General features: G+C 56.9%; 17 protein-coding genes. 9 read left to right on the forward strand and 8 right to left on the reverse strand.

Going from position 1 to position 23,547, the window contains the following annotated elements:
• Positions 1–210: 210 nt before the first annotated feature.
• The 4 genes from WJU22_RS01255 to WJU22_RS01270 form a co-directional block, all read right to left on the reverse strand.
• Positions 211–726, reverse strand: coding sequence for an RNA polymerase sigma-70 factor (locus tag WJU22_RS01255; protein ID WP_341841493.1), 516 nt, complete (start codon positions 724–726; stop codon positions 211–213).
• 29 nt (positions 727–755) lie between these two features.
• Complete coding sequence (locus tag WJU22_RS01260; RefSeq protein ID WP_341841494.1) at positions 756–1,259, reverse strand: lipocalin family protein; 504 nt, start codon at positions 1,257–1,259, stop codon at positions 756–758.
• 93 nt (positions 1,260–1,352) lie between these two features.
• A complete protein-coding gene (locus tag WJU22_RS01265) occupies positions 1,353–3,617 on the reverse strand; it encodes a hypothetical protein (protein WP_341841495.1) in 2,265 nt (754 codons plus the stop codon).
• A 68-nt stretch (positions 3,618–3,685) separates the two neighbouring features.
• On the reverse strand, positions 3,686–4,645 hold the full coding sequence (locus WJU22_RS01270) for a D-glycerate dehydrogenase (protein ID WP_341841496.1): 960 nt from the start codon (positions 4,643–4,645) through the stop codon (positions 3,686–3,688).
• 78 nt (positions 4,646–4,723) lie between these two features.
• Between WJU22_RS01270 and WJU22_RS01275 the strand changes: the two genes are divergently transcribed.
• Positions 4,724–5,674 carry an aldo/keto reductase gene (locus tag WJU22_RS01275; RefSeq protein WP_341841497.1) on the forward strand — a complete coding sequence of 317 codons (951 nt, stop codon included), beginning with the start codon at positions 4,724–4,726 and terminating at the stop codon, positions 5,672–5,674.
• A 69-nt stretch (positions 5,675–5,743) separates the two neighbouring features.
• On the opposite strand, the gene WJU22_RS01280 is transcribed toward WJU22_RS01275, so the two are convergent.
• On the reverse strand, positions 5,744–7,258 hold the full coding sequence (locus WJU22_RS01280) for an arylsulfatase (protein ID WP_341841498.1): 1,515 nt from the start codon (positions 7,256–7,258) through the stop codon (positions 5,744–5,746).
• A 147-nt stretch (positions 7,259–7,405) separates the two neighbouring features.
• Here WJU22_RS01280 and WJU22_RS01285 point away from each other — a divergent pair, with 147 nt between their 5' ends.
• From WJU22_RS01285 to WJU22_RS01310, 6 genes are all read left to right on the forward strand, one after another.
• Complete coding sequence (locus WJU22_RS01285) at positions 7,406–7,804, forward strand: response regulator (protein WP_341841499.1); 399 nt, start codon at positions 7,406–7,408, stop codon at positions 7,802–7,804.
• Positions 7,805–7,901: 97 nt separating this feature from the next.
• Positions 7,902–10,526, forward strand: a complete 2,625-nt coding sequence (locus WJU22_RS01290) for a gliding motility-associated C-terminal domain-containing protein (protein ID WP_341841500.1) — start codon at positions 7,902–7,904, stop codon at positions 10,524–10,526.
• 15 nt (positions 10,527–10,541) lie between these two features.
• A complete protein-coding gene (locus tag WJU22_RS01295; protein WP_341841501.1) occupies positions 10,542–11,402 on the forward strand; it encodes a helix-turn-helix domain-containing protein in 861 nt (286 codons plus the stop codon).
• 61 nt (positions 11,403–11,463) lie between these two features.
• Positions 11,464–12,150, forward strand: a complete 687-nt coding sequence (locus WJU22_RS01300; RefSeq protein ID WP_341841502.1) for an ankyrin repeat domain-containing protein — start codon at positions 11,464–11,466, stop codon at positions 12,148–12,150.
• A gap of 202 nt (positions 12,151–12,352) precedes the next feature.
• Positions 12,353–14,074, forward strand: coding sequence for a hybrid sensor histidine kinase/response regulator (locus WJU22_RS01305; RefSeq protein ID WP_341841503.1), 1,722 nt, complete (start codon positions 12,353–12,355; stop codon positions 14,072–14,074).
• Between the two features lie 114 nt (positions 14,075–14,188).
• The gene (locus WJU22_RS01310) at positions 14,189–16,291 is read left to right on the forward strand and encodes a copper-translocating P-type ATPase (RefSeq protein ID WP_341841504.1); all 2,103 of its coding nucleotides are present in this window, start codon (positions 14,189–14,191) and stop codon (positions 16,289–16,291) included.
• 87 nt (positions 16,292–16,378) lie between these two features.
• On the opposite strand, the gene WJU22_RS01315 is transcribed toward WJU22_RS01310, so the two are convergent.
• On the reverse strand, positions 16,379–17,608 hold the full coding sequence (locus WJU22_RS01315; RefSeq protein ID WP_341841505.1) for an alkaline phosphatase family protein: 1,230 nt from the start codon (positions 17,606–17,608) through the stop codon (positions 16,379–16,381).
• 49 nt (positions 17,609–17,657) lie between these two features.
• Here WJU22_RS01315 and WJU22_RS01320 point away from each other — a divergent pair, with 49 nt between their 5' ends.
• Both WJU22_RS01320 and WJU22_RS01325 read left to right on the forward strand, forming a co-directional pair.
• Complete coding sequence (locus WJU22_RS01320; protein ID WP_341841506.1) at positions 17,658–18,506, forward strand: ATP/GTP-binding protein; 849 nt, start codon at positions 17,658–17,660, stop codon at positions 18,504–18,506.
• A 53-nt stretch (positions 18,507–18,559) separates the two neighbouring features.
• Positions 18,560–21,655: a ligand-binding sensor domain-containing protein gene (locus WJU22_RS01325; RefSeq protein WP_341841507.1), complete on the forward strand. Its 3,096-nt coding sequence runs from the start codon at positions 18,560–18,562 to the stop codon at positions 21,653–21,655.
• Here WJU22_RS01325 and WJU22_RS01330 read toward each other — a convergent pair.
• Positions 21,652–23,055: an MBL fold metallo-hydrolase gene (locus WJU22_RS01330; protein WP_341841508.1), complete on the reverse strand. Its 1,404-nt coding sequence runs from the start codon at positions 23,053–23,055 to the stop codon at positions 21,652–21,654. The two genes, WJU22_RS01325 and WJU22_RS01330, sit on opposite strands and share 4 nt — an antisense overlap.
• Positions 23,052–23,546, reverse strand: coding sequence for a DUF4442 domain-containing protein (locus WJU22_RS01335; RefSeq protein ID WP_341841509.1), 495 nt, complete (start codon positions 23,544–23,546; stop codon positions 23,052–23,054). Before WJU22_RS01335 ends, WJU22_RS01330 begins: the two co-directional genes overlap by 4 nt.
• Position 23,547 lies beyond the last annotated feature (1 nt).

Raw genomic sequence — 23,547 nt, forward strand, 5'->3', positions numbered from 1 at the left:
ATTTCGTACGGCTTCATTTTCCATCGAACTTCCATTCATCTTCCACACATCTTTCCATTCATATTTTCATCCTTCTTCCAACCATCTCCTACACATCTTTCCATTGTCCACATATCCCCCATTCAACTTCCATTCACCTTCAATTCATTTTCCATCCAACCTCCATCCACCTCCCACACATCTCCGATCCACACATCCCACAATCCCCTATCACAACAACGCCTTCCGCAACTGGCTCACCGCCCGCAACACATGATTCTCCACCGTACGCGGAGAAATCGACAAAGCCTCCGCGATCTGTTGGTACGTCCACCCCTCCAAACGGCTCATCCGGAATACATGACGCCGCACCGGCGACAAATGCTCCAAATAAAAATACACCCGCTCCAATTCCTCCTTACCCTCCAGATCAAACGCAGGAGACTCCCGCTCCTGCCCCTCGGAAAACACCCCCATATGCCGGTCCCGCACATACTCCTTCCGCAACAAATCAATCATAATACTCTTCGCGATCCGGAATAATTGCTGCGATATCGAAACTTCCGGCGATAAAGACTCCCGACGCTCCCACATCCGGATAAACGTCAATTGCACCGTCTCCTCCGCAACATATGCAGATTGCACATGCCGCAGCGTGAAGTAATACAACTTCTGATGATATAATTGATATACCATCCGGAAGGCATCCTTATTTCCTAGCCTGATATCCTGCGCGGTGTATCGCATATAATTCAATAATATCAATCGTATTCAGGTCACGACTTTTCGAGTATCAGCGTCAACGGAACCGTCGCTACATTCGGAATGACTGCTGTAATGGAAATTTTCAGGGTTTTATCCGTCAATTCGTCTATCCAGTGCGGGTCCGGATCGCCCTGCGCAGATTTGAGCAGCAGCACGGCATCATAGATATCCAGGGACCAGGTTCCGTCATTCCCCGTAACAGGGAATAAAAGCTCCGTACAACCCGCCACCTTCATGGTATTGTCCTTATTAAAACTATATGTATTGTTCTTCGTACAGGTAATCAGCGCCCCTCCAGGCCCCAGCAGCGGCGCTAACACCATCATGCTCGTTCCCGCAGGAATATTCTGACCTCCCAATTTCACGCTCACCGCAATCACAAGGTCCTTCTGCTTCCAGGAACCTTCCACCATCTCCCTCCGCCCCGATGACGGAGGCGCCGCGTCGTCTTTCTTACGACATCCGGAAAATAACGTGAATAGTAAACATATCAGGGCTACGTAAACAGGCTTCATAAAATGATAACACTATTAAGTTAATGAAATCACCCGTATCTGCATAGTATTCGTTTGCCGTGGCAAAAGCCCTCACTGGGACCGAAAAAATTTTCAGCCGCCCGCATCCAGCAAAAACCGGCAATTCAACACCTTCTCCAGCAAATCTTCTCCCGTATAGAAATAATGATTGGACGCCTCAAAACCCAACGTCGAATTCCCCCGCTGCAACACCAACATCCGCCGCGCCAGCCGCAGCTCATCTTCCAGCAACGCCGCCCGCCGCGCCTTTCCCGCCGCATCACCCCGCAACGCGATATATTCGCACTGGTTCGCCGCACTGCGAAAATGCACCGCCACCGCTTCCGCCACCTCCTGCTCAAACACCAATTTTTCCGCCTCGCCCGCCGGCAATCGCAGCCCCCCGGTCTCCTTCTTCAGCGTCTCCAATCCCTCCGCAAAACCATCCGCCACCTTCCGCAACTGCCCTACATACACTTCCTGCGGATAATGCCCCCGCCAACGCGCAAGATCGTCGTACGGAAAACCCACCATCGTAGCCTGGTACCCCGTCCCCACATTCCACATCAAATTCGCCGGCCCCGTTTGCATGGGCGAAAAATACAAGCCTCCCCCAAAAGGGAATTCGCTGAATGCCTTACTGAACACCTCCCAGGCCTGCGTCACCGCTTCGCCCGCAGCGCCATACCGCGCCGCCGCCACCCTTGCCATCGCTTCTTCCGGCCGCAAATCTTTTTCCTTCATCATCAACGCCACCACGGCCAGGTTGGGAGACGGATACCCGCCCAGCGTCCAGCCCAGCATAAGCCCGTCCACCTTTTCCGCACGCAACGCCGCCGCATGCTCCGCCACGTTCCGCAACGCCGGGATATACGGCACCGCCGCCATCTCCCAGGTATTGCCCGCCTGTATCTTGGCCATGGTCCTGATCCCTGCAAACCGCGCCGCGTCCCAATGCGCCCTGGCACGCGGCCCCGGCCCGATCGCCGATATGGAATATTCTCCTATACTGCTTTTCACGCCTCCACGCTCAATTGTCACATCCCATTCAGACACGCTCATCAACAACACTTCTTTCGGCAACGCCGGAATGATCTGTTTCCCCCAACCCGCCGGCCAGCCCCAATCCCACACGATCAGCTCCGGCACCGGCCCGTCTTCCCGCTTCTCCATTCCCTTCCGGATGCCCTCCGCGTAATTATGGTTCAGCTCCGCGATCACCGCCGGCCCGCCGCGCGGCCCGCATCTCGGGCAACCCGCGCCCTGGCCGTGCGACCAGCAATTGGTCCGGTTTTCGGAAGCCGTGATGGAAAAGAACCCGCCCAGGTCAGGCACCCCGCGGGTAATGGCGGCGATGCCGTTGCGCAGGTACGCCTGCACATGCGGGTGGCTCGTACAAAGACTGATCACGCCACCGGCTTCCGCGCCCTTCAGCCGCGGATACTTCTCGAAAAAAGACGCGGGCCAGGTCCGCGGTTCATTGAGGTATAAAAATATTTTGACGTTGTGTTTGGCGGCGCGGTCCACCAGTTTCCGGAGATTCTTCAGCCGCGTTTCATGGCCTTCGCTTTGGGAGGCATCCCAGGGAAACGGGACCAGTTTATGCAGCACGATGTGGATCCAGACGCTGTCCATCCCGCTGGCGGCCAACCGGGCGAGGTACGCATCCGGATAGGGGTCCGAAGCCGCGTCCAGCAAGGGATCGCCATACAGCGCGAAATAGGAATAGCCGAGCCTTGGCGAAAATCCGGCCGAAGGAATGCCGGGCAGGGAATTTTTCGGGTCGCTCAGCTCGCGGATGAAATGGAACAGCGGTTCCCGGCTTTTGGGGAGCCCTTCGGGGAATTCCCGCTTCATCACTTCCCCGATCGCGGCGGTAGCGGCGGACGGCGGTTGATATTGCACCGGCGCGCAGGAAGGCTTGAAGCTTCCCAGTTTTTCGTAGAGGAAATCGTCTTCGTGCAGCGTGAATTCGAACCGCTTTTCATCCCATCCCAACAAGTCCGTCAACTGCGTCCGCGGCAACAGATGCCAGTTTCGGCGGATGATGGTGATGTAGCTCCGCTCCCACGCCAGCTTTGCAACCGGCGCCGGCTTTTCGAGGCCCATGGCCAGGCCGGTGGAAAGGATATTTTGCGCAGAAGTGCCTGCCACGCGTGCCAGGGTATCGTGCGGCACCAGCGACCAGTTTCGCCAGACGAATGCGTGGTAAGTATCCGGAAAATGCGGCAGCACGAGGGCGGCCTTTTCGGTTAGCGGAGGCATGGCTGCAAAGGAGCGGCGCCAGTTCAGCAAAAAGCCGGCAGTGGCCAGCGACAGATTTCCGAGGAATTTCCTTCGGGCAATAAGGTGCGACATAGTAGGGAACGTGGAATATTACCCCATGATACAAAAAACCATGCGATAATCATAGCGCGCCCATTGTTTTACCCGATCGGATGCGGGAGCGGTGCCCCCTTCAGCCCTGCGATGATATTTTCCGCCGCCATACGCGCCATTCCGCCGCGCGCTTCTTCCGTAGCCGAACCAATATGTGGCAGCACGGCCACATTGGGCATTTGCAGCAACAGGTTGTTCCGGTCCATGGGCTCGGGATTGGTGACATCGAGGCCCGCGCCCCATATACGGTGTGTCCGCAAGGCATCCAGCAAATCGTTTTCCTGGTGCATCGATCCGCGGGCGGCATTCACGAAAATAGCCGTGGGCTTCATTTTCCCGAAGGCTGTGGCGTTGAATATCCCTTCCGTTTGCGGTGTGAGCGCGGCATGAACGCTCAGCACGTCGCTTTGGGACAGCAGTTCGTCGAAGCTCACGTATCGCGCGCCCAGTTCCTTTTCCGCGGCTTCGTTCCGGCTGCGGTTGTGGTAGATCACTTCCATATCGAACGCACCGCGGCACTTCCGCGCCAGCGCAGTGCCGATGCTACCCAGCCCGAAAACGCCCAGCGTCCGGCCGTTGAGCTCTATCCCAAGATTGGCCGTGGGGTCGAAGAATCCCCATTCGCCCTTTTCGATCCGTTTATGCATGTAAAACGCCTTGCGCGAAACGGCCAACATCAACAGGAAAGCCGTATCAGCCGTGGCATTGCTCAAAACTCCGGGCGTATTCCCCACCGGGATCCCCAGTGCCTTTGCGGTTGCCACGTCCAGGTTGTCGTACCCGGCAGACATGAGCGCGATCACTTTCAAATGCCGGCACGCCTGCAAAAAATCCGCGTCCAGCTTGTTCCCGCCCACGCTCAGCAATGCATCATGCGCCTTGCACGCCGCCACCAGCTCTTCCGGTGCGAGGTTCCGCTTTTCCGTATGCTCCGTGAATTCGATACCTGCGTCGCGCAGCAGTCGTATCCCCGCTTCGGGAATCTGCCGGGTGATGAATACTTTCATGTGAACGGATTTGATATGTGTGTAAACATTTTTCCTGCAATTTAAGTTTTAGCTTTATGACCCTTAAAAATCATGCGCATGGATAAAAGAACTTTGGGAAATACCGGTCTCACCATTGCTCCGCTGATGTTCGGCGGGAACGTGCTGGGCTGGACGGCCGACGAGCAAATGTCTTTCCGCCTGCTCGACGCCTTTACCGACGCGGGATTCAACGCCATCGACACGGCTGATACCTATTCCCGCTGGGCCCCGGGCAACAGCCCCGGCACTTCCGAAAGGGTGATCGGCAAATGGCTCAAAGCTTCCGGGAAGCGCGGTAAAATCGTGCTGGCCACCAAAGTAGGCGGGGTGATTTCGGAGGAAAAGAAAGGCCTGCGCAAAGCGTACATCCTGACTGCCGTAGAAGATTCCCTCCGCCGCCTGCAAACCGATTACATCGATCTCTACCAGTCGCATTACGACGATCCGGAAACGCCGATCGAAGAAACCCTCGAAGCCTACGCCACCCTCATTTCCGCCGGAAAAGTCCGCCACATCGGCACCAGCAACATGACGCTGCCCCGCATCGTGGCTTCCGCCGCCATCAGCAAAGACAAAGGATGGCCGTCTTACCAAACCCTCCAGCCCGAATACAACCTGTTCGACCGCGAAAAATACGAAACCGGGTACGCCGCCTACGCATCGGAACATCACCTCGGCGTGATCCCGTATTTTTCCCTCGCCAGCGGCTTCCTCACCGGCAAATACCGTTCCGCAGCCGACATTGCCAACAGCCCGCGTGCCAAATTCCTCGGAAAATATTTCAACGAACGCGGCACCCGCATCCTGGAAGCGCTCGATTCCGTAGCGGCCAAACATCAGTCCAAACCCGGCATGGTAGCCATTTCGTGGGTGAAAGACCGTCCCACCGTGACCGCGCCCATCGCCAGCGCCACCAACCTCCGGCAGCTCGACGAGCTCATCCGCGCCGTTTCGCTGCAGCTGGATTCCGACGATATGGAACTGCTCAATACCGCCAGCGCGTTCTGATTTACTGTTATTCCAAAAAACGAACGGCCCGAAGCAAACGCTCCGGGCCGTTCCGTTCGTATTATTCTTCTATCGGGTCTGCGATGCGTTTTTCAATCGATCCAGCTCTTCCGCCATGGCTTTCACCTTGTCGGGATGCTGCGCGGCGAGGTTCTGTTTTTCACCGACGTCCGCACGAAGATCATACAGCTGCGGAACTTCGTCGTTGCCGGACTCGATGTTCACTTCTTTCATGAGCTTCGCGCCTTTCGACGGCGTGATGTATTTCCAGTTACCCTGAACGAGCGACAAAGATCCGCCCTGCAACACGAGCCAGGAGCGGCCTTCCGGCTTTTTGCCCAGGAATGCTGGCAACATGTCGTGACTATCCGGCGCGGCATTTTCGGGCAACTTTTGTCCGGTCAGCTTCGCGAAAGTGGCGTAAAGATCGACCTGGCTGATCAGCGCGTCTGACGTACCGCCGGCCTTCACAGTGCCGGGCCAGCTTACGATCCAGGGCACGCGGGTGCCGCCTTCGAAAGCGCTGTATTTGCCGCCGCGCAGCGGGCCTGCGGGCTGGTGGCCGTTTTGCTGGGTAACTGCGCCATCAACGTAGCCATCGTCGAGCACGGGGCCGTTATCGCTGGAAAAGAGCACGATCGTGTTTTTCTCCAGGCCGAGCTGGCGGAGCTTGTCCATGATGCGGCCCACGCTCCAATCCATCTGCAGGATCGCGTCTCCGCGGTAGCCCAGTTTGCTTTTGCCTTTGAAGGCGGTGGCGGGCATGCGGGGCACGTGGATATCGCTCAGGTTGAAGCACAGCAGGAAAGGTTTTTTGCGGTTGGCTTCCATGAATTCGATGGCCTTGTCGGTAAACGCGTAGGCGACCTCTTCGTCTGTCCACCTCGCGCGGGAACCGCCTTTCATCCAGCCGATCCTGCCGATGCCGTTCACGATGGTATTGTTATGGCCCTGGCCGGGTGATGACTGGATTTTGAGCAGTTCAGGGTTTTCCTTGCCGGTGGGCTCGTTGCCGACTTTCGCCTGGTAATTGACTTCGATGGGATCGTCAGGGTCGGCGCCGATGATGGAGCCGTTTTCCACGAAAACGGTCGGCACGCGGTCAGCCGTGGCGGGGAAGAAGAAGGCGTAATTGAATCCGACTTCGTTGGGGCCGGGTTTGATGGCGGTGTTCCAGTTGATGGGGGAACCGTCTCCCAATCCCAGGTGCCATTTCCCGACGAGGGCGGTCTGGTACCCGGCCTGTTGCATCATGGACGCGAGCGTGGGGGAACCTGGCGGGATGATCATGGCCGCGTTGCCGGGGAGCACGCCCGTTCCTTTCTTGCGCCAAGGATACTGGCCGGTGAGCAGGGCGTAGCGCGACGGTGTGCAGGTAGCGGATGTGGTATGGCCGTTGGTGAAGCGGATGCCGCTTTTGGCCAGGGCGTCGAGGTTGGGCGTTTGCACCTGGGTGGCGCCGTAGCAGCTCAGATCGCCGTATCCCACATCGTCTGCGTAAATGATAATCACGTTCGGCCGCTGCTGGGCAATCGCATCTCCCGCCAGCGTGCCGCATAAAAACATAAAGAGTAACCGTTTCATGCGGATAAAATTGTTCCGCGCAATCTTACTCAATATTTCCGCATAATTCAACTTAAAATGATTAATTTGATAGGGATATGCGGCGGGCGATAAACAAATGCATTTATTTCCTCATGCGAGTTTTTGGCCTTTGTAATCGTGCAATCTATGACAACTGCTGTACCCAATCTTTTATTGATCGACGATGATGCGGACGACCAGGAGATATTTTTGTCTGCGCTGGCGTTCATTGACAATTCCATCCGCTGTTCCCTGGCATCGAACGGGCAGGAAGGCATTTCGCACCTGGGTGCATCGGAATCGTTGCCAGACCTCATTTTCCTCGATCTCAACATGCCGGTAATGAATGGCATGCAGTTTTTACAGGAATTGAAAACCAGCCAGCGGACCAAACACATCCCCGTCATCATTTATTCCACGGCATCCGACCAGCAAACGATCCGGCAGGCGCTGGAGCTGGGCGCATTCCAGTTTTACACGAAACCGGAAAAATTCTCGGAACTGGTGAGCATGCTCCACAGCCTGCTGTACCCCGCCACACGATAGCATCCATTCCCGAAATACCCGCCATCAGCCTGACTACATGCGACCTGGGCAAGCAACCGCCCGAACGGATTTTCCGTATCCCGAACAATACCTTTGCATGAAGCACCTGTCGCTCCTGATGCTGATCATGGCCTTTTCTGCCGGCCTGCGCGCGGACCATATTACCGGCGGGGAAATGTATTATACCGTACTCTCCCGCGCGAATGGCAGCACCACTTACCAGGTGACGCTCAAGCAGTTCCGCAGTTGCGGCACTTTGAACCGTTCCTTCTACAATCCTATTTACATCGGCGTATATAACCGGGCTTCCAACGCGGAAATCTTCATGCTGTCTGTCCCCCTCAACCGGGAAGAACAGCTCAGCCACACGAGCAACGACCCCTGCATCACCCGTCCACCCACGATCTGCTACTACGTCGGGTACTGGCATTTCAATGTTACGCTACAAGATTCCCCGGATGGATATATCATCACTTCGCAGGTAACCAACCGCGTAAACCAGATCAGCAACCTGGAACCGGGATACGACCGCATCGGCGCCACCTACACCGCTGAAATCCCCGGCACGGCGCAATTGGCCACCGCCACCAACAACCGCAGCGCGCGGTTCACCGGCTCCGACCTCGTTACTGTTTGCGCCGACAACCCGTTCCAATACAGCTTTGCGGCCGAAGACCCTGACAACGACGAGCTTCGCTATTACTTTTGCGAGGCCTACCAGACCATCGGTTACTCCAGCGGCAACCCCGGCACCGGAGGCGGAGGCGCCACCAGCCAGCCCACCGTGCCGCCGCCCTACGTTAGCGTGCCGTATGGCACGGGATACAGCCAGGATGCGCCCCTCGGCGTCCGTGTTTCCATCGATCCCGTCACGGGCCTTATCACCGGCATCGCGCCGGAAGTGGGGATTTACGTGGTTACCGTCTGCGTACAGGAACTGCGGAACGGTATCGTCATCGCCACGCAACGGAAAGACCTGCAGCTCAACATCACGGGCTGCACCCTCGCGGCTGCCACGCTCCTTCCGGAATACATGCTCTGCGGCAATTCGCAGCAGCTCGTGGTCGCCAACCGGTCTACCAGCCCATTGATCGCCCGGTGGAACTGGGAGTTCCGCAACGCCGCCGGCCAGCTCGTGTATTCCTCCGCCAATCCTGTCGCGGATTTCACATTCGCGCTGCCGGGTACCTATTCAGTGAAGCTCACGACCAACCGCGGCCTGCAATGCCCGGATTCCACGGAAGCCCTCGCGCTGGTATACCCCGGCTTCAACCCTGCCTTCACTTCCGCCGGATCCTGCATCGCCAAACCCGTTTCCTTCACAGACCAAACCACCACGGCCTTCGGAACGGTGAATTACTGGAACTGGGATTTCGGCCAGGCCATCACTATGACCGACCGTTCGGAAGATCAAAACCCGGACTGGACGTACCCTTCCACCGGCCGCTACACCGTTACGCTCATCGCACATAATTCCGTGGGCTGCAAGGATACGGTGCAGCAAGCGATCGATATTCTCGATAAACCACCCATTGGACTGGCGTTCAGGGATACGCTGATTTGTCCGCCGGACCCGCTTACGCTCCGCGCATCCGGGTCGGGCAATTTTACCTGGTCGCCCGCCGTGAACATGACCGGCTCGCAAACCGCCACGCCTAATGTGAACGTTACTTCCGACACGAAATATTACGTAGACCTCGACCAGAACGGCTGTCTGAACCGCGACTCCGTCGTCATCCGCACTACCCCCCAGGTGACGCTGCAGATGCCGGCAGATACGCTGATCTGCCAGGGAGATACCATCCGTTTGCGGCCGCAATCCAACGGGCTGATCTACAATTGGGCGGCCGCCCCGGGATTGTTGCAGGCGGCGGCGCCCGCGCCACTGGTGAGCCCGCCGGGAGATACGCGTTATTTCGTGACGGCCAGCGTGAGCGCCTGCACGGCCAGCGGCAGTGTTTGGGTGCGCACGGTGCCTTACCCGCTCGCGCGGGCAGGGAACGATACGGTCATCTGTTTCGGAACGGAAGCGCAATTGCACGCCGCTACCGACGGCAGCGGGTTTGCGTGGTCGCCCGCATTGCCGGGAACGCTCGACCCGGTGGTAAGGCCTACGGGGAGCACGGCTTACGTTTTCACGGCCACGGATACACGCGGATGCCCCAAACCTTCGCGGGATACGGTGCTGGTGACGGTTTTGCCCAAAGTGCAGGCTTACGCCGGGCGCGATACGGCGGTGGTGGTGGGGCAACCGCTGCGATTGCACGCTTCGGGCGGAACGCGGTATGAATGGTCGCCGGCGGCGGGGCTTTCCGATCCCGGCAATCCCGATCCCATTGCCGTGTACCGCAGTGCCAATAAGGGATTGCGGCTGAAGGTGCTCGTGCAGGACCAGGCGGGCTGTGCGGATTCGGCGTTCCTTACGGTGAAAGTCTACAACACGCTGCCGCAGGTGTTTGTGCCCACTGCGTTCACCCCCAACGGCGACGGCGTCAACGATTGGTTGCGGCCCATTGGCGCGGGGATCAGCGAGATCCGGTACTTCAGGGTGTACAACCGCTGGGGACGGCTCGTGTACAGCGGAAATGAAAATAACCGCGGATGGGACGGCCGTACGAAGGGCGAATTGCAGGATAACGGAACGTACGTCTGGCAGGTGAGCGCCGTGGATTATTTCGGGGCCGACTTCTTCCTCAGCGGCACGGCCACGCTGTTGCGATAACGCTTATATTCGCGTATGGCTTCGAATCAGCACCTGCCCGTTATCCGCATACAGGACATCTGCACACCGCTCAAGGCGGAGGTGTTCAGCATATTCCGGCATGAGGAACAGGGCCGGGCGAGCCTTCCGCAGCCCCACAAGCACGATTTCTACATGCTGCTGGTCGTGACTGCCGGCAGCGGTACCCATACGATCGATTTTTCGCCCTACCCCGTTACCCCGGGCTCGGTGTATTTCCTGGCGCCGGGGCAGCCGCACGACTGGGAATTGCATCCGGAGACGAAAGGTTTCCAATTGATGTTCGGCAGGGATTTTTTGACGGGAGACACGCTCCAGTGGCCGTTTTTCTCTTTCTCCGCCAATCCGCACCTGCTGTTGGAAGAAGCGCCCTTCAACGCGGTGGTCCGGGAACTGGAAAGCATCCTCGAAGAATATGCCCTGGCAGATTACCTCACCGTGCGCATCATCACTTACCGCCTGCTTTCCCTGCTCACGATGCTCGAGCGCCGGTACGACGAAGCCCATCCCACCACCAACCAGCCGCCCGTTCAGCGCCTCGTGAAGCAGTTCCTCGCCATGCTCGAAAAAAGTTACCGGGAAAACGCAACCGTCGAGCATTACGCCGCGCAACTCCATGTTACGCCACAATACCTCAACATCGTCTGCCGCAAGGAAACCGGCATCACGGCGGGCAATCTCATCCGCCGGCGGCTGCTGCTGGAAGCCCGGCGGTTACTGTCACTCACCACCCAGGACGTGAAAGAGATCGCGTATGAACTGGGATTCTCCGACACTTCTTACTTTTCCCGCTTCTTCCGCCGGTATACGGGTCAAACGCCCCTGGAATTCCGCCAGCAGGTTCAGAAAGTACCCTGATCCACACGTTTTTCCCCTTTCCTTCCATTTGATTACGGGTAATTTTGGTAAACGACACCAGATGATGAAAACCATGTTACTGGCGCTGGTATTGGGCATAACCATGCCCGCCTGCGCACAGCACGAAAAGCAGATGAGCCAGATGGATAACAGTGCAAATAAAAGACTACAGGCCGCCGCAGCTGCGGGCGACACCGCCGCCATCGGCGACGCGCTGCGCACCGGCGCGCAACTCGAATCGCGGGACGCGGAAGGCCGCACCCCGCTGATGACGGCCGTATACAAACATCATGCATCCGCCGCACAGGCGCTGATCGATGCGGGAGCGAACGTGAACGCGCAGGACAAAATCCTGAATTCACCCTTCCTCTACGCCGGCGCCGAAGGGATGACCGACATTGTTCGGATGTGCATGAAAGCCGGTGCAGACTATACCGTATACAACCGGTACGGCGGCTCCGCCCTCATCCCCGCCTGCGAGCGCGGGCATGTGGAAACGGTGATCGCCCTGCTGGAAGACAAAAAATTCCCCATCAACCACATCAACCGGCTCGGATGGACCGGTTTGCTGGAAGCGGTGATCCTCGGCGACGGGGGACCGCGGCATATCCGCATCGTGCAACTGCTCATAGACGCAGGCGCCGATCTCAATATCGCTGATAAAGATGGAGTTACGACGCTGCAACATGCCCGGCAGAAAAAACAGACCGAAATCGCCAGCCTCCTCGAAAAGGCCGGCGCCAAATAACGACTGAGTGTGATAGGCGAGGAAAGAAGAGAAAAGGCTTCCCGGATGGGGAGCCTTTTTGGTATTTACACAAACGAATTGGCGTGGATATTAAGTTTTTGCCTGCACGGATGGATTGATTACATTTGAAACGAGCCGGAAAAACAGATCCGGAAGCCCCTGAACGTTATGGATTCTTGTTCCTGAAATTTACCCGGAAGACATGAATATCATCGCCCCGATAACCCGACTGCTGGACACCGGTTGCACACGCTTTCCGGAGGAAAAGCGTTGCCAGGTGCGGATCATCAATTCCCTTTCATTAGCGATCGGGAGCAGTCTTTTCATGCTCGGGGTCGTGTATTATTTCATCAGCCGGGCGCCCATCGTTTTCTTCGGCAATACCCTGGCGCTGGTGTGTTTCTGCATCCCGGTGATTTTCAATCGTTATGGCAAACTGAAGACCGCCACGCTGCTGCTGGTCGCCTTCCAATCTTTGTGGGCGGTTTATTTCGATTGGCTCCTGGGGCCGGGGGTACTTTTCATCATCGCCTGCATGTCGATGATCAGCCTCACTTACCTGACGATAGAAAAACAATCCTGGCAAATCATCGCCGTGGCTACGCTCAGCATCTCCATCGTGTTCATGGAATGGCATTTGCTGAACGGCAACCCGCCGTACCTGCAACAACCTGAGCCCGTGATCCGCTCCTTGCGGTGGATCAACATCGCATGGCACGTTTTCATTCCCCTGCTTTGCATTTACCACTATAAAAAATCATATAACGACCTGCTGAAGGAATTGCTGGCTAAACGGGACGAGCTGGAAAAATCCAACAAGTCGAGAAAACTATTCCTGCAGGAAACCAGCCACGAAATCCGTAATCCGCTCAATGCCATCTTCGGCATCGTGCAGCTCATGCGCATGGATTTGCAGAACGGCCGGCCGCCGGAAACGATGGGCAGTTTGGTAGACCATCTGTACGTGGCGAGCTTCAACGTGAAAGACATTATCAACAACGTGCTGGAGCTTTCGCGCATCGAATCCGGGCAGCGCGACGAAGCGCATCCGGCCGAAGTGCGCACGCATTCATTCCTCCACAACATCGTCCGCATCTACGAACTGCTGGCACTCACCAAATCCGTCACCATCCGCCTCAGCATTTCGCCGCGCATGTTGCCCGTGGTGACGACCGATGAAGTGAAGCTGTCGCAGATCCTCAATAACCTTATGACCAACGCCATCAAGTTTTCCCCCGGCAACAGCGAAATCCTCGTGGAATGCGGCGTGGCAGGAAAGGAATGGCACATCAGCGTGACGGACCAGGGCGGCGGCATCCCGGAAGACAAGCAGAAAGTTATTTTCGAGCCGTTCGTGACCGTTAAAAAATCATTCGTGGAAGGGACCGGGCTGGGCCTGCACATCTCCAAATATTTTGCGGAATTGCTCGGCGGCCGCATCGAGGTAAATTGTGTGGACGGGGTGAGCACCACTTTCACCATCTCCTTCCCCATCCCAGACGGCGCCACGATCCCCGAACTGAAGGATGAAACGCCCGGCAGGACGAGCTTCGCGGGCAGCACAGTGCTGGTGGTGGAAGACGACCGGATGAGCCAGATCATCCTGCGCAACTTCCTCCGCGCGAAAGGCATCCATGTGCTGGCGGCGGATAACGGGAACGAGGGGTTGACGATCGCCCGCGAACAATCGCCCAACCTCATTATCCTCGATTCGCAAATGCCCAACATGAACGGCAGCGAAATGCTCGAACACCTGAAAAGCGATCCCCGGCTCCAGCACATCCCCGTGGTGATCGCCAGTGGCGACGCCTACTCCGAATCGGCCGATAAATTCCGGCTCCAGGGCGCCTGCGATTATGTCGTGAAACCCATCGAACTGACCGCCCTCGGCCATGTTTTGGAGAAACATCTCCAGCATCTGTAACCTTTCTTTTACAACATTCCGGTTTTCTGTTATACAATTTTGGTAATAGCCAATACTGGCAAGGCATTTGAACATTCATCCCGCAAACTTGTTTTCCATTCAAACCACCGTACCATGAGCCCTAACGATCCGCACGAGCATCATCACGAGCATCACCATCATCCGGAACCGCATTCCCATCCGCCGCAAGACCACACGCACGTCCACCACAACCATCCGCAACCCGCTCCCATGGCCGACCACAGCCAGCACGCAGATCACGGGATGCATGCAGACCATGGAGGGCACGGCGGCCATGATCACCACGGCATGATCGCCGATTTCAAGAAAAGGTTCTATGTGACATTGGTGCTCACGGTGCCTGTTTTGCTGCTGTCGTCCATGATCCAGCACTGGCTCGGCCTGCCATGGCAGTTCCCCGGTTCCGGCAAAATACTTTTCGGGCTGTCGACCCTAATTTTCGTTTACGGCGGCTGGCCTTTCCTCAAAGGCTGGTTCACCGAAATGAAATCCCGCAACCCCGGCATGATGACGCTGATCGGGTTCGCCATCACCGTGGCTTACGTCTACAGCACCGCCACCGTGTTCGGACTGGAAGGCATGGACTTCTTCTGGGAACTGGCGACGCTGATCCTCATCATGCTGCTGGGTCATTGGATCGAGATGACGTCGGTGGCGGGCGCTTCGCGCGAACTGGAAGCCCTCGTCAAACTGATGCCTTCCTCCGCCCACATCATCAAAAACGATACGATCTCCGAAATACCGACCGACCAGCTCCAAAAGGGCGACCTCATTCTCGTGAAACCCGGTGAAAAGATCGCTGCAGACGGTGTCATCACCGAAGGCGAAAGCGCCGTCAACGAATCCATGCTCACGGGAGAATCCAAACCGGCGGAAAAGAACCCGGGCGATAAAGTGATCGCCGGTTCCATCAACGGCAACGGCGCCCTTCGCATCGAAGTCACCCATGGCAGCAAGGAATCGTACCTGCAACAGGTGATCCAATTGGTGAACGAAGCGCAGCAAGACAAATCGCGCACGCAGCTGCTGGCCGACAAAGCCGCGCGCTGGCTCACCGCCATCGCCATCGTGGCGGGGCTCGCTACGTTTTTCGCGTGGTACCTCACGGGGAGCACGCTGGCGTTCGCCATGGAGCGGATGGTGACGGTGATCGTGATCTGTTGTCCGCATGCGCTGGGGCTCGCCATTCCGCTGGTGGTGGCCAAATCCACCGCGCTGGCGGCGCGCAACGGGCTGCTTATCCGCAACCGTACCGCTTTCGAAAACGCGCGAAAGATCACCACGCTGGTTTTCGATAAAACGGGAACGCTCACGGTTGGCCAATTCGCCGTGGCCCGGTTCGAAGCATTGATCGGCGATGTCACGAAAGAAGAAGTGCTTCGCCTCGCTTATGCGCTCGAGCAAAGTTCAGAGCATCCCATCGCCACGGGGATCGTGGCGAAAGCGAAAGAGCTGGGCATCAGCGCGGAGCAGGCCGGCAAGATCACGGCTATCACCGGCAAAGGGATCACGGCGGAACTGAACGGCACCACGATTTCAGTGGTAAGCCCCAACGCGCCGCAAAACCCGCCGGAAAAAATCCGCGCCGGCGAAACGCTGGTGTACGTACTCCGTAACGAAACACCCATCGGTTTCATCGCGCTTTCCGACCAGATCCGCCCCGAATCCGCCGAAGCCATCCGCACGCTGCACGAACAAAATATCAAAACGGTACTGCTCACCGGCGACAATAAAGTAGTGGCGGAAGACGTAGCGCGCACCCTCGGTATGGACCAGTTCTTCGCCGAAGTGCTGCCGCACGAAAAACTGGAAAAGATCGCGCAGCTCCAGCAATCCGGCGAGTTCGTTGCCATGACGGGAGACGGTGTGAACGACGCACCCGCCCTCGCCAAGGCAGACGTAGGTATCGCCGTGGGCTCCGGCAGCGATGTGGCCGCCGAAACGGCAGACATCATTCTCGTGAACAGCAACCCGAAAGACGTGGCCAGCCTCGTACTTTTCGGCAAGGCCACTTACCGGAAAATGGTGCAGAACCTCGCCTGGGCAACGGGTTACAACGTGATCGCCATGCCCCTGGCCGCAGGGGTACTTTCCGGCGCGGGGATATTGCTCAGTCCCGCCGCGGGCGCCGTGCTCATGAGCATCAGTACCGTGGTGGTAGCCATCAATGCTGGCATGCTGAAGATCAAATCATAACATCCCACCATTATAAAAACAAAAATCCCCCTCGCTGCGAGGGGGATTTTTGTTTTTATTTTTCACGCAGGATTACGAACATTCCGTTTATTTATCCGCCACCCACCAGCGGTTCACGGTATTTTCCTTCCCTTCCAGCACCACTTTATAAAACTTCGACGGCAGCTCCTTCACATTCACCACCGCATGCCCCTGCGCCGCGGGAACTTCGGCCAGCAACTTGTACTCGTCCGTTCCGCCGGTTTTGTAATTATTGGTGGTGGTCACCCAGATTTTCACATTGCCGCCCGGGTCGGGGTTTATCCAGGAAATATCCAGCACGTCCTGGAAATAATTCACGTTAGCGCGGGCCACGGAAATTTTGCCCGTCAGTGCCACACCGTCCGATTCGCGGGCCACATGCTGCGGCAGCGGCAGCCCCAGGAACCGCGCGATGGTCGGCATAATGTCTACCACACCGGGGTACGACGTTTTCGCATATACGTTCGGTTGTTTGATGTTGGACACGATCCACCCGGAACGCTGGCGGAATGTTTGCCCGCCGTGATGCTTGCCCGATGGCTCGTCGCGGCCATGATCGGTCGTGATAACGATCATCCATTGTTCCTTGAACTGCTTTTGGCGATATTGCACCGCTTCCCAGATCTTGCCGATCTTTTCGTCCATTTTCCGGATGGCGGAAGAAAATTCCGGGCTGTCGCCGTACATATGGCCCATATCGTCGGTATATTCGAGGTACACCCAGCTGAGGTCGGGGGCTTGCTGGCGGATGGATTTCGCCGCTTCTTCGGCCACATGCGCATCTATCCGCTCCATGTACGCCTTTTTACGGTCGTGCGGGAAACGGACGGTATCCAGCTCGAAGCCGTCGTGCCGGATATCGATCGCGAGGTTGCCGGTGGCGGGCAGGCGGTCGCCCACGAGCTTGGTCCGGTTATCCTCCCAACTGCTGTAAATGGCAGTTTTCCTTTGGGGGAAGTGGGATTTGAACGTCCGGAAGATGGTCCAATATTGATAATTGGGCTCCTTGATATCGTTGTCCCACACATTATGCTTGTTCACCCAGGTACCCGTGAGCACGCTGTTGTAGCCCACTGCGGAGATGGTCGGGGTTTGGGAATAGCCGCCTTTTTCGCCGCCGACGAAGGCGCGGAGGTAGCTGCCCGACTGGATAATGTGTTTGAAATGAGGGAGTTCGGCACGTTCGAAGACGTCTGCCGGGATGCCGTCCACAATAATGAAAACGGCTTTGCGGGACTGCGCCTGTACCGCAGCGGATAAGAGTAGCGCGAAGGTAATAGTCAGGTATTGTTTCATAGTCGATAAAAATACATTTATTAAATTTAAACCCTAATCACTACGTGTTATGAAAATGAAATATGCCATCCTTAGTCTTTTCCTCGCCGGCGCGCCCTGCGTGGCCGCCCTGGCACAGAAAGCCACGCTGACGAAGCTCTGGTCTACCGACACCACGCTGAAAGTACCCGAATCGGTATATTTCGACGGTAAACGCAACGTGCTCTATGTCACCAATATCGACGGCGAGCCCTGGGGGGCAGACGGACAGGGGTTCGTATCCAAAGTATCTCCCAAAACCGGGAAGATCGAGAACCTCCGCTGGGTAGAGGGGCTGAACGCCCCCAAAGGCATGGGCGTCCATAAAAACCGCCTGTACGTCGCCGACCTCGACGCCGTCGTAGTCATCGATATCGATAAAGGCGCGATCGAAAAACGGATCCCCATCGCTGGCGCCACCGGTCTCAACGACGTTACCGTGGCACCCAACGGCTACGTGTTCGTCACCGATTCCAAACAGAAAACCGTCCATCTCGTAGTACCCACGATCTCCGACGCCTACGTTTCCAAAGGCCTCAAAGGCCCCAACGGCATCCTGGCCAGCCCCGCAGGGCTCCTCGTGCTCGACGATAATTCCGTAAACCTCGTCCAGGCCGATAAATCCCTCAAGAAAGTAGCCCCCGCTTCTTCCGGCGCAGACGGCATCGAACATGTGAAAGGCGACGAATACATCGTTTCCTGCTGGAAAGGCGATGTGTATTACGTTAACATCAAAGACAACACCGCCGACAAAATCCTCGACACCCAGGCCGAAAAACTCCAGACCGCAGATATCGGGTACGACGCGAGAAAGAAAATCGTTTACATCCCCACCTTCTTCGGCAACCACGTCACCGCCTATCAACTCACCATCAACTAATCCATACACTGCCGGAAAGTAAACAACCGCTTTCCGGCAGTTATTTCACCTGCATGAAGTATCTGTACCTGCTCGCACTCCTGATCTCCGTCTACACCGTTAAAGCACAGTCTTCGCGGCAGGCCTACGTCTTCTCCCATCTTTCCATCCAGAACGGCCTCACCGGCAACCACGTTTCCGCAGTGCTGCAGGATAAAAAAGGGTTCATCTGGATCGCCAGCAACGCACTCCAGCGGTTCGACGGCGAAAACTACATTACCATCACCCAGTTCGACCGGCTGCCCGGTTCCATTTTCTACGACGACATCGCGCTGTACGAAGACCGCCAGGGCCGCATCTGGATCGGCGCGCCAGACAATATCCGGATTTACGATCCCGTTACTTCCCGCATTTCCACCGTTCCCATCGAAGCCGGCCTCACGCCCGGTTCGGAAATCGGATGCTATACTTTTCTGCAAGACCATAAAGGACGGCTGTGGATGACGGCCGATGCGGGACTACTGCAATACGACGCTGCGCTCCACCGCTTCCGCCGGCCCACCGAAATCCCCGACAGTATCAGTAAAAAAATGCATTCCGGCATCATGGAAGACGCATATGGAAGGCTCTGGGTCAGCGGAACCAAAGAAATGTACATGGTGTCCCAGGACCGCCGCCAGGTTTTCAGTTCCTACAACAATCCGCACCACTATCCCCTGCTCGATATCCAGACGAGCGTGAAAGAAATGCTGGAAGACAACCGCGGGCGCATCTGGGCCGCTACGCGCGGTACCAACGAACTGCTGTGCTGGCCGCCCGACAGCAGCGGCATGCGGCGCTTCCAGTTCCATTATGGCGGTACCGAGCCCGACCAGGTGTACGAGCTCGCGGAAGACCATCACGGTAATATCTGGGCGGGCATGAAAACCAACGGCCTGTTCCGGTACACCGATGCGCAGGGGAAGTTCTCCCTGCACATCGCGCCCTCGAAATCGCCGCTGGGCCTGCATCTCAACTATGAAACCAATTGCCTGCTTCCCGACCGCGACGGCCATCTGTGGGTCGGGACAGACGTGGGCGTCAATATATTAAGCCTTCATAACGAAGGTTTCACCCGCATCGATCCGCCGGCGCCACAAATTTCCGGCGCGGAAATGACGGGATTGCTGAAGGGGAAGAACGGAGATGTGTACATGGCTTACTGGGGCGCGGGGTTCTCCCATCTGCGGCCCGACCTCACGCCCGTGAAACACTACACCCACGGCCCCGGCGGCATCCCGGAAGACAGGAACCTCGTCTGGAGCCTCGCCGAGCTCCCCTCCGGGAAAGTGCTCATAGGCCAGGAAAATGGGATGGTCTCAGAATACGATCCGCAAACGCAGCGGTTCAAACATCATCGTCCCCCGCAATTGCACGACCAGACCGTGCTCACGATGTGGCCCGAAAACGATACCACCGTCTGGACAGGCCTCTACAAATTCGGTTTGGCCAAATGGGACCCGCGATCCGGGAAAGTCACCAATTACCCGCAGCTCATGGGTTTCATCCATCGGAATACGGCGATAACGGCCATCGTTCCCGGTGGCGACAGCCTCCTGTGGCTGGGGTCCAGCCGCGGCGGGGTTTTGCGCTTCCGGAAATCGGACGGGCAGGTTACGTCTGCGGTGATGTTCATGCGCGGAACGGATACCGTCCGCAACGTAACGGCGCTGCAACGGGTCAACGATACTACCTTGCTGGCAGGTACCGATCATGGCGTTTATTTCTATTTTCCCGCTTCCGGGCGATGGGAAACCCTGGTGATCAACAACCGCCAGTTCGACGAATGGATCCTGTCCATAGCGCCGGCCGGCAACGACCGGTTCTGGCTCACCACGCCCGCCGGGTTCTACCGGCTGAACAGTCCTACCCGAACGATTTCCACGTTCGAGCAAAACAACGACATCATCACCGATCCCCGGAAAGTGCGGCGCTGCATCATTAACCTGGCAGACGGGCGGCTGCTTGTGGGCGCATCCGATCATGCCGTGGCGTTCCTTCCCGAAAACCTGGAAGTACGGCCACCGCCTTCCGACGTGACGATCGTGGGGTTCCGGGTGCTGAATCAGGCGATCATCGTCGATTCCGCGCTGTTTTTCAACAAGCCGGTGTATTTGAAGCATCATGAAAATTTCCTGGGGATCGATTTCAAATCGCTGCAATACCATGGGGAAAAACTGCAATATTTTTACCAGCTGGAAGGGTTGGACAAAGATTGGGTGCCGGCGGAAAACGTACTGTCTGCCCGATATACCAAACTGCCGCCGGGCGAGTACACTTTCCGGGTGAAGAGCATGAACACGGCCGGGATTTTCTCGCGCAATACCACTTCCCTGAAGATCGTGATCAGGCCGGCGTTCTGGCAAACGGGATGGTTCCGGACCTTGCTGATCCTGCTGGCTGCCGGTTTGGTGTATGGATATTTCCGGTTCAGGATGTATTTGGTGAAGAAGGAAGCCCGTAGCAGGGCGGCTTTCCGGGAGGAGTTGTCGCAGCTGGAAATGAAGGCGCTCCGCGCGCAAATGAACCCGCATTTCATCTTCAACGCCCTCAACTCGATCCAGACATTCATGCTGAAAAACGAGACAGACACGGCGCTGGCGTACCTCAGCCGCTTCGCAAAGCTCATCCGCAATGTGCTCGACCACTCGCAGTTGAACAACATTTCCATCACGCGGGAAACGGAAATGCTGGAAAATTATCTGGAACTGGAGCGCCTCCGCCTCGACGGGCGCTTCGATTACACCATCACGATCGATCCCGACCTCGAGCCCGACTTCGCCGAGATCCCCGCCATGGTGCTGCAACCTTTCGTCGAAAATGCTATCTGGCACGGGCTCCAACATAAAGACGAACACGGCCACCTCCACATCCGCTTCACCCGCGAAGGCCAGCAGGTACATTGCGTGATCGAAGACGACGGTATCGGCCGCGAAGCCGCCACGGCACTGAAGCAACACACCCATCCCGCACACGTCTCGCGGGGCCTCCAGATAACAAAAGACCGGCTGCAGATTTACAACAGCCGGTACAATATGGATGCGTCTTTCGACATCGATGATCTGAAAAATGAGAACGGACAACCTGCCGGAACGCGGGTGAACCTCTGGTTCCCGCTCACGGAAGATTAACCCAGCCCAATCTCGAAATGCCGCGTGGGGATTTCAATATCCTGGAACCCTTTCTTCAGCAGCCAGTCGCGGAACACGGTTTGCACTTCGTATTCGCCGTGCACGAGGAAGAGTTTCTTTACATCGCGCGGGTTCTGGCAGGCGAGCCACTGGCTCATGTCTTCGTAATCGCCATGCGCGCTCATGGCGCGGATGATGCCTACTTCAGCTTTCACTTCATATCTGTCGCCGTAGATGGAAACTTCCTTGGCGCCGCGCATGAGCCGTCCGCCGAGGGATTGTGGTTCGCAATACCCAACGATCAGGATGGTATTTTTCCACTGCTCGATGTTGTTGGCGATGTGGTGCTTCACACGACCGGCTTCCGCCATGCCGGATGCGGAAATGATGACGCAAGGCTCCTTGCGGAAGTTGAGCATCTTCGATTCCTCAACCGTTTTAATATAGCGGAGACCGGGGAAGCTGAACACGTCTTCGTCCACTTCCAGCATTTTGGCGACTTTTTTATTGAAGCATTCCGGGTGCATGCGCGTTACCTGCGTGGCTTCGAGCGACAGCGGGCTGTCTACGAAAAGGTCTACGGGCGGGAGTTTCCCGGCCAGTTGCGCGCGGTTGAGGGCGTAAAGGATTTCCTGCGTACGGCCAACGCTGAACGCGGGAATGATCAGTTTCCCTTTCTTCATGACGCAGGTTTCGTGGATGAAACGCAACAGCTCTTCGTCTGCCGGCGCGATGTGCGGGTGAAGGGTGCTGCCGTAGGTGGATTCCATGATGATGTAATCCGCCTGCGGGAATTCTTCGGGAGATTTGAGGATGGGATCGCCGTAACGGCCGATGTCGCCGCTGAAAGTGATGTGCTCCGTCTTCCCGCCTTCCTGGACCCGCAAATGCACGCAGGCACTGCCGATGATGTGGCCGGCGTCCGTGAACATCACTTCCACGTCTTCGTCGATCTTGAACCATACGCCGTATTTGACGGGAACGAGCTGGTCAATGGCGCGCTTGGCGTCTTCGAGTTTGTACAGCGGCTCGATGTAAGGTTTGCCTTCGCGGGCGTTCTTTTTGTTCACGTATTTGATATCGTCTTCCTGGATCTCCGCGGAATCCAGGAGGAGGATCTCGGTGAGGTCTCTTGTGGCGGGCGTGCAATAAATCTTGCCGCTGTAGCCCATTTTGCTGAGGCGCGGCACGAGGCCGGAGTGGTCGATGTGCGCGTGCGACAATACCATAATATCTATTTCTTCGGGGTTGAACCCGAAGTCGAGGTTGAGCGGGGTGGTTTCTCGCCCCATGCCCTGGTACATGCCGCAGTCGAGTAGAATCTTCAGTCCTTTCTTCAGGGTGATGAGGTGCTTGGACCCCGTCACTGTGCGTGCTGCTCCGTGAAATGCGATTTTCATGATGATGCTTTTTTAAAACTCCACGTAATCCTGAACCGTGCGATCTCCGTTGCGTCTTTGCTTTTGCCCGTCACTTCCACGGTGAGGGCTACGGGCTCGCCGGTTGCTACCGTCTGCGCGATGGCGTCGCGGATGCTGGCGCCATCGTTACAGGTGAAATATGTTTTCGATTTTGCTTTTTTGAGGAAGATGCCTTCCATGCCCGTCACCAGCATAGATACTTTTGCGGGCGCTGCATATACGTGCCCCATGGCCAGGATGCCGCTGCTCATTTCCGCGGCCATGGCCAGACAGGCGAAATACGTGCTGCGGAAGGGGTTCTGCGAAAGCCAGCGGTAAGGCACCGATGTAGTGCACGATTCTTCCGACGCCGCGCCCGCCCGCACACCGGAAATCCAGGCGCTGGGGAGCTTGTAAAGGAGGAACAGGGAAAAACCGAACCGGTTGTTGACCCTGTTGAAGAATGTTGCAGTGCTTCGGGTTATTGCCATA

It is taken from the genome of Chitinophaga caseinilytica, from assembly GCF_038396765.1.
Classification (GTDB): Bacteria; Bacteroidota; Bacteroidia; order Chitinophagales; family Chitinophagaceae; genus Chitinophaga; species Chitinophaga caseinilytica.

Bases quoted from the DNA above. Each gene is read 5' to 3' on its own strand.
- WJU22_RS01260 (WP_341841494.1), bottom strand. From the start codon at position 1,259: ATGAAGCCTGTTTACGTAGCCCTGATATGTTTACTATTCACGTTATTT.
- WJU22_RS01275 (WP_341841497.1), top strand. From the start codon at position 4,724: ATGGATAAAAGAACTTTGGGAAATACCGGTCTCACCATTGCTCCGCTG.
- WJU22_RS01335 (WP_341841509.1), bottom strand. From the start codon at position 23,546: ATGGCAATAACCCGAAGCACTGCAACATTCTTCAACAGGGTCAACAAC.
- WJU22_RS01305 (WP_341841503.1), top strand. From the start codon at position 12,353: ATGAATATCATCGCCCCGATAACCCGACTGCTGGACACCGGTTGCACA.
- WJU22_RS01315 (WP_341841505.1), bottom strand. From the start codon at position 17,608: ATGAAACAATACCTGACTATTACCTTCGCGCTACTCTTATCCGCTGCG.
- WJU22_RS01255 (WP_341841493.1), bottom strand. From the start codon at position 726: ATGCGATACACCGCGCAGGATATCAGGCTAGGAAATAAGGATGCCTTC.
- WJU22_RS01265 (WP_341841495.1), bottom strand. From the start codon at position 3,617: ATGTCGCACCTTATTGCCCGAAGGAAATTCCTCGGAAATCTGTCGCTG.
- WJU22_RS01285 (WP_341841499.1), top strand. From the start codon at position 7,406: ATGACAACTGCTGTACCCAATCTTTTATTGATCGACGATGATGCGGAC.
- WJU22_RS01270 (WP_341841496.1), bottom strand. From the start codon at position 4,645: ATGAAAGTATTCATCACCCGGCAGATTCCCGAAGCGGGGATACGACTG.
- WJU22_RS01300 (WP_341841502.1), top strand. From the start codon at position 11,464: ATGATGAAAACCATGTTACTGGCGCTGGTATTGGGCATAACCATGCCC.
- WJU22_RS01330 (WP_341841508.1), bottom strand. From the start codon at position 23,055: ATGAAAATCGCATTTCACGGAGCAGCACGCACAGTGACGGGGTCCAAG.
- WJU22_RS01280 (WP_341841498.1), bottom strand. From the start codon at position 7,258: ATGAAACGGTTACTCTTTATGTTTTTATGCGGCACGCTGGCGGGAGAT.
- WJU22_RS01325 (WP_341841507.1), top strand. From the start codon at position 18,560: ATGAAGTATCTGTACCTGCTCGCACTCCTGATCTCCGTCTACACCGTT.
- WJU22_RS01295 (WP_341841501.1), top strand. From the start codon at position 10,542: ATGGCTTCGAATCAGCACCTGCCCGTTATCCGCATACAGGACATCTGC.
- WJU22_RS01320 (WP_341841506.1), top strand. From the start codon at position 17,658: ATGAAAATGAAATATGCCATCCTTAGTCTTTTCCTCGCCGGCGCGCCC.
- WJU22_RS01310 (WP_341841504.1), top strand. From the start codon at position 14,189: ATGAGCCCTAACGATCCGCACGAGCATCATCACGAGCATCACCATCAT.
- WJU22_RS01290 (WP_341841500.1), top strand. From the start codon at position 7,902: ATGAAGCACCTGTCGCTCCTGATGCTGATCATGGCCTTTTCTGCCGGC.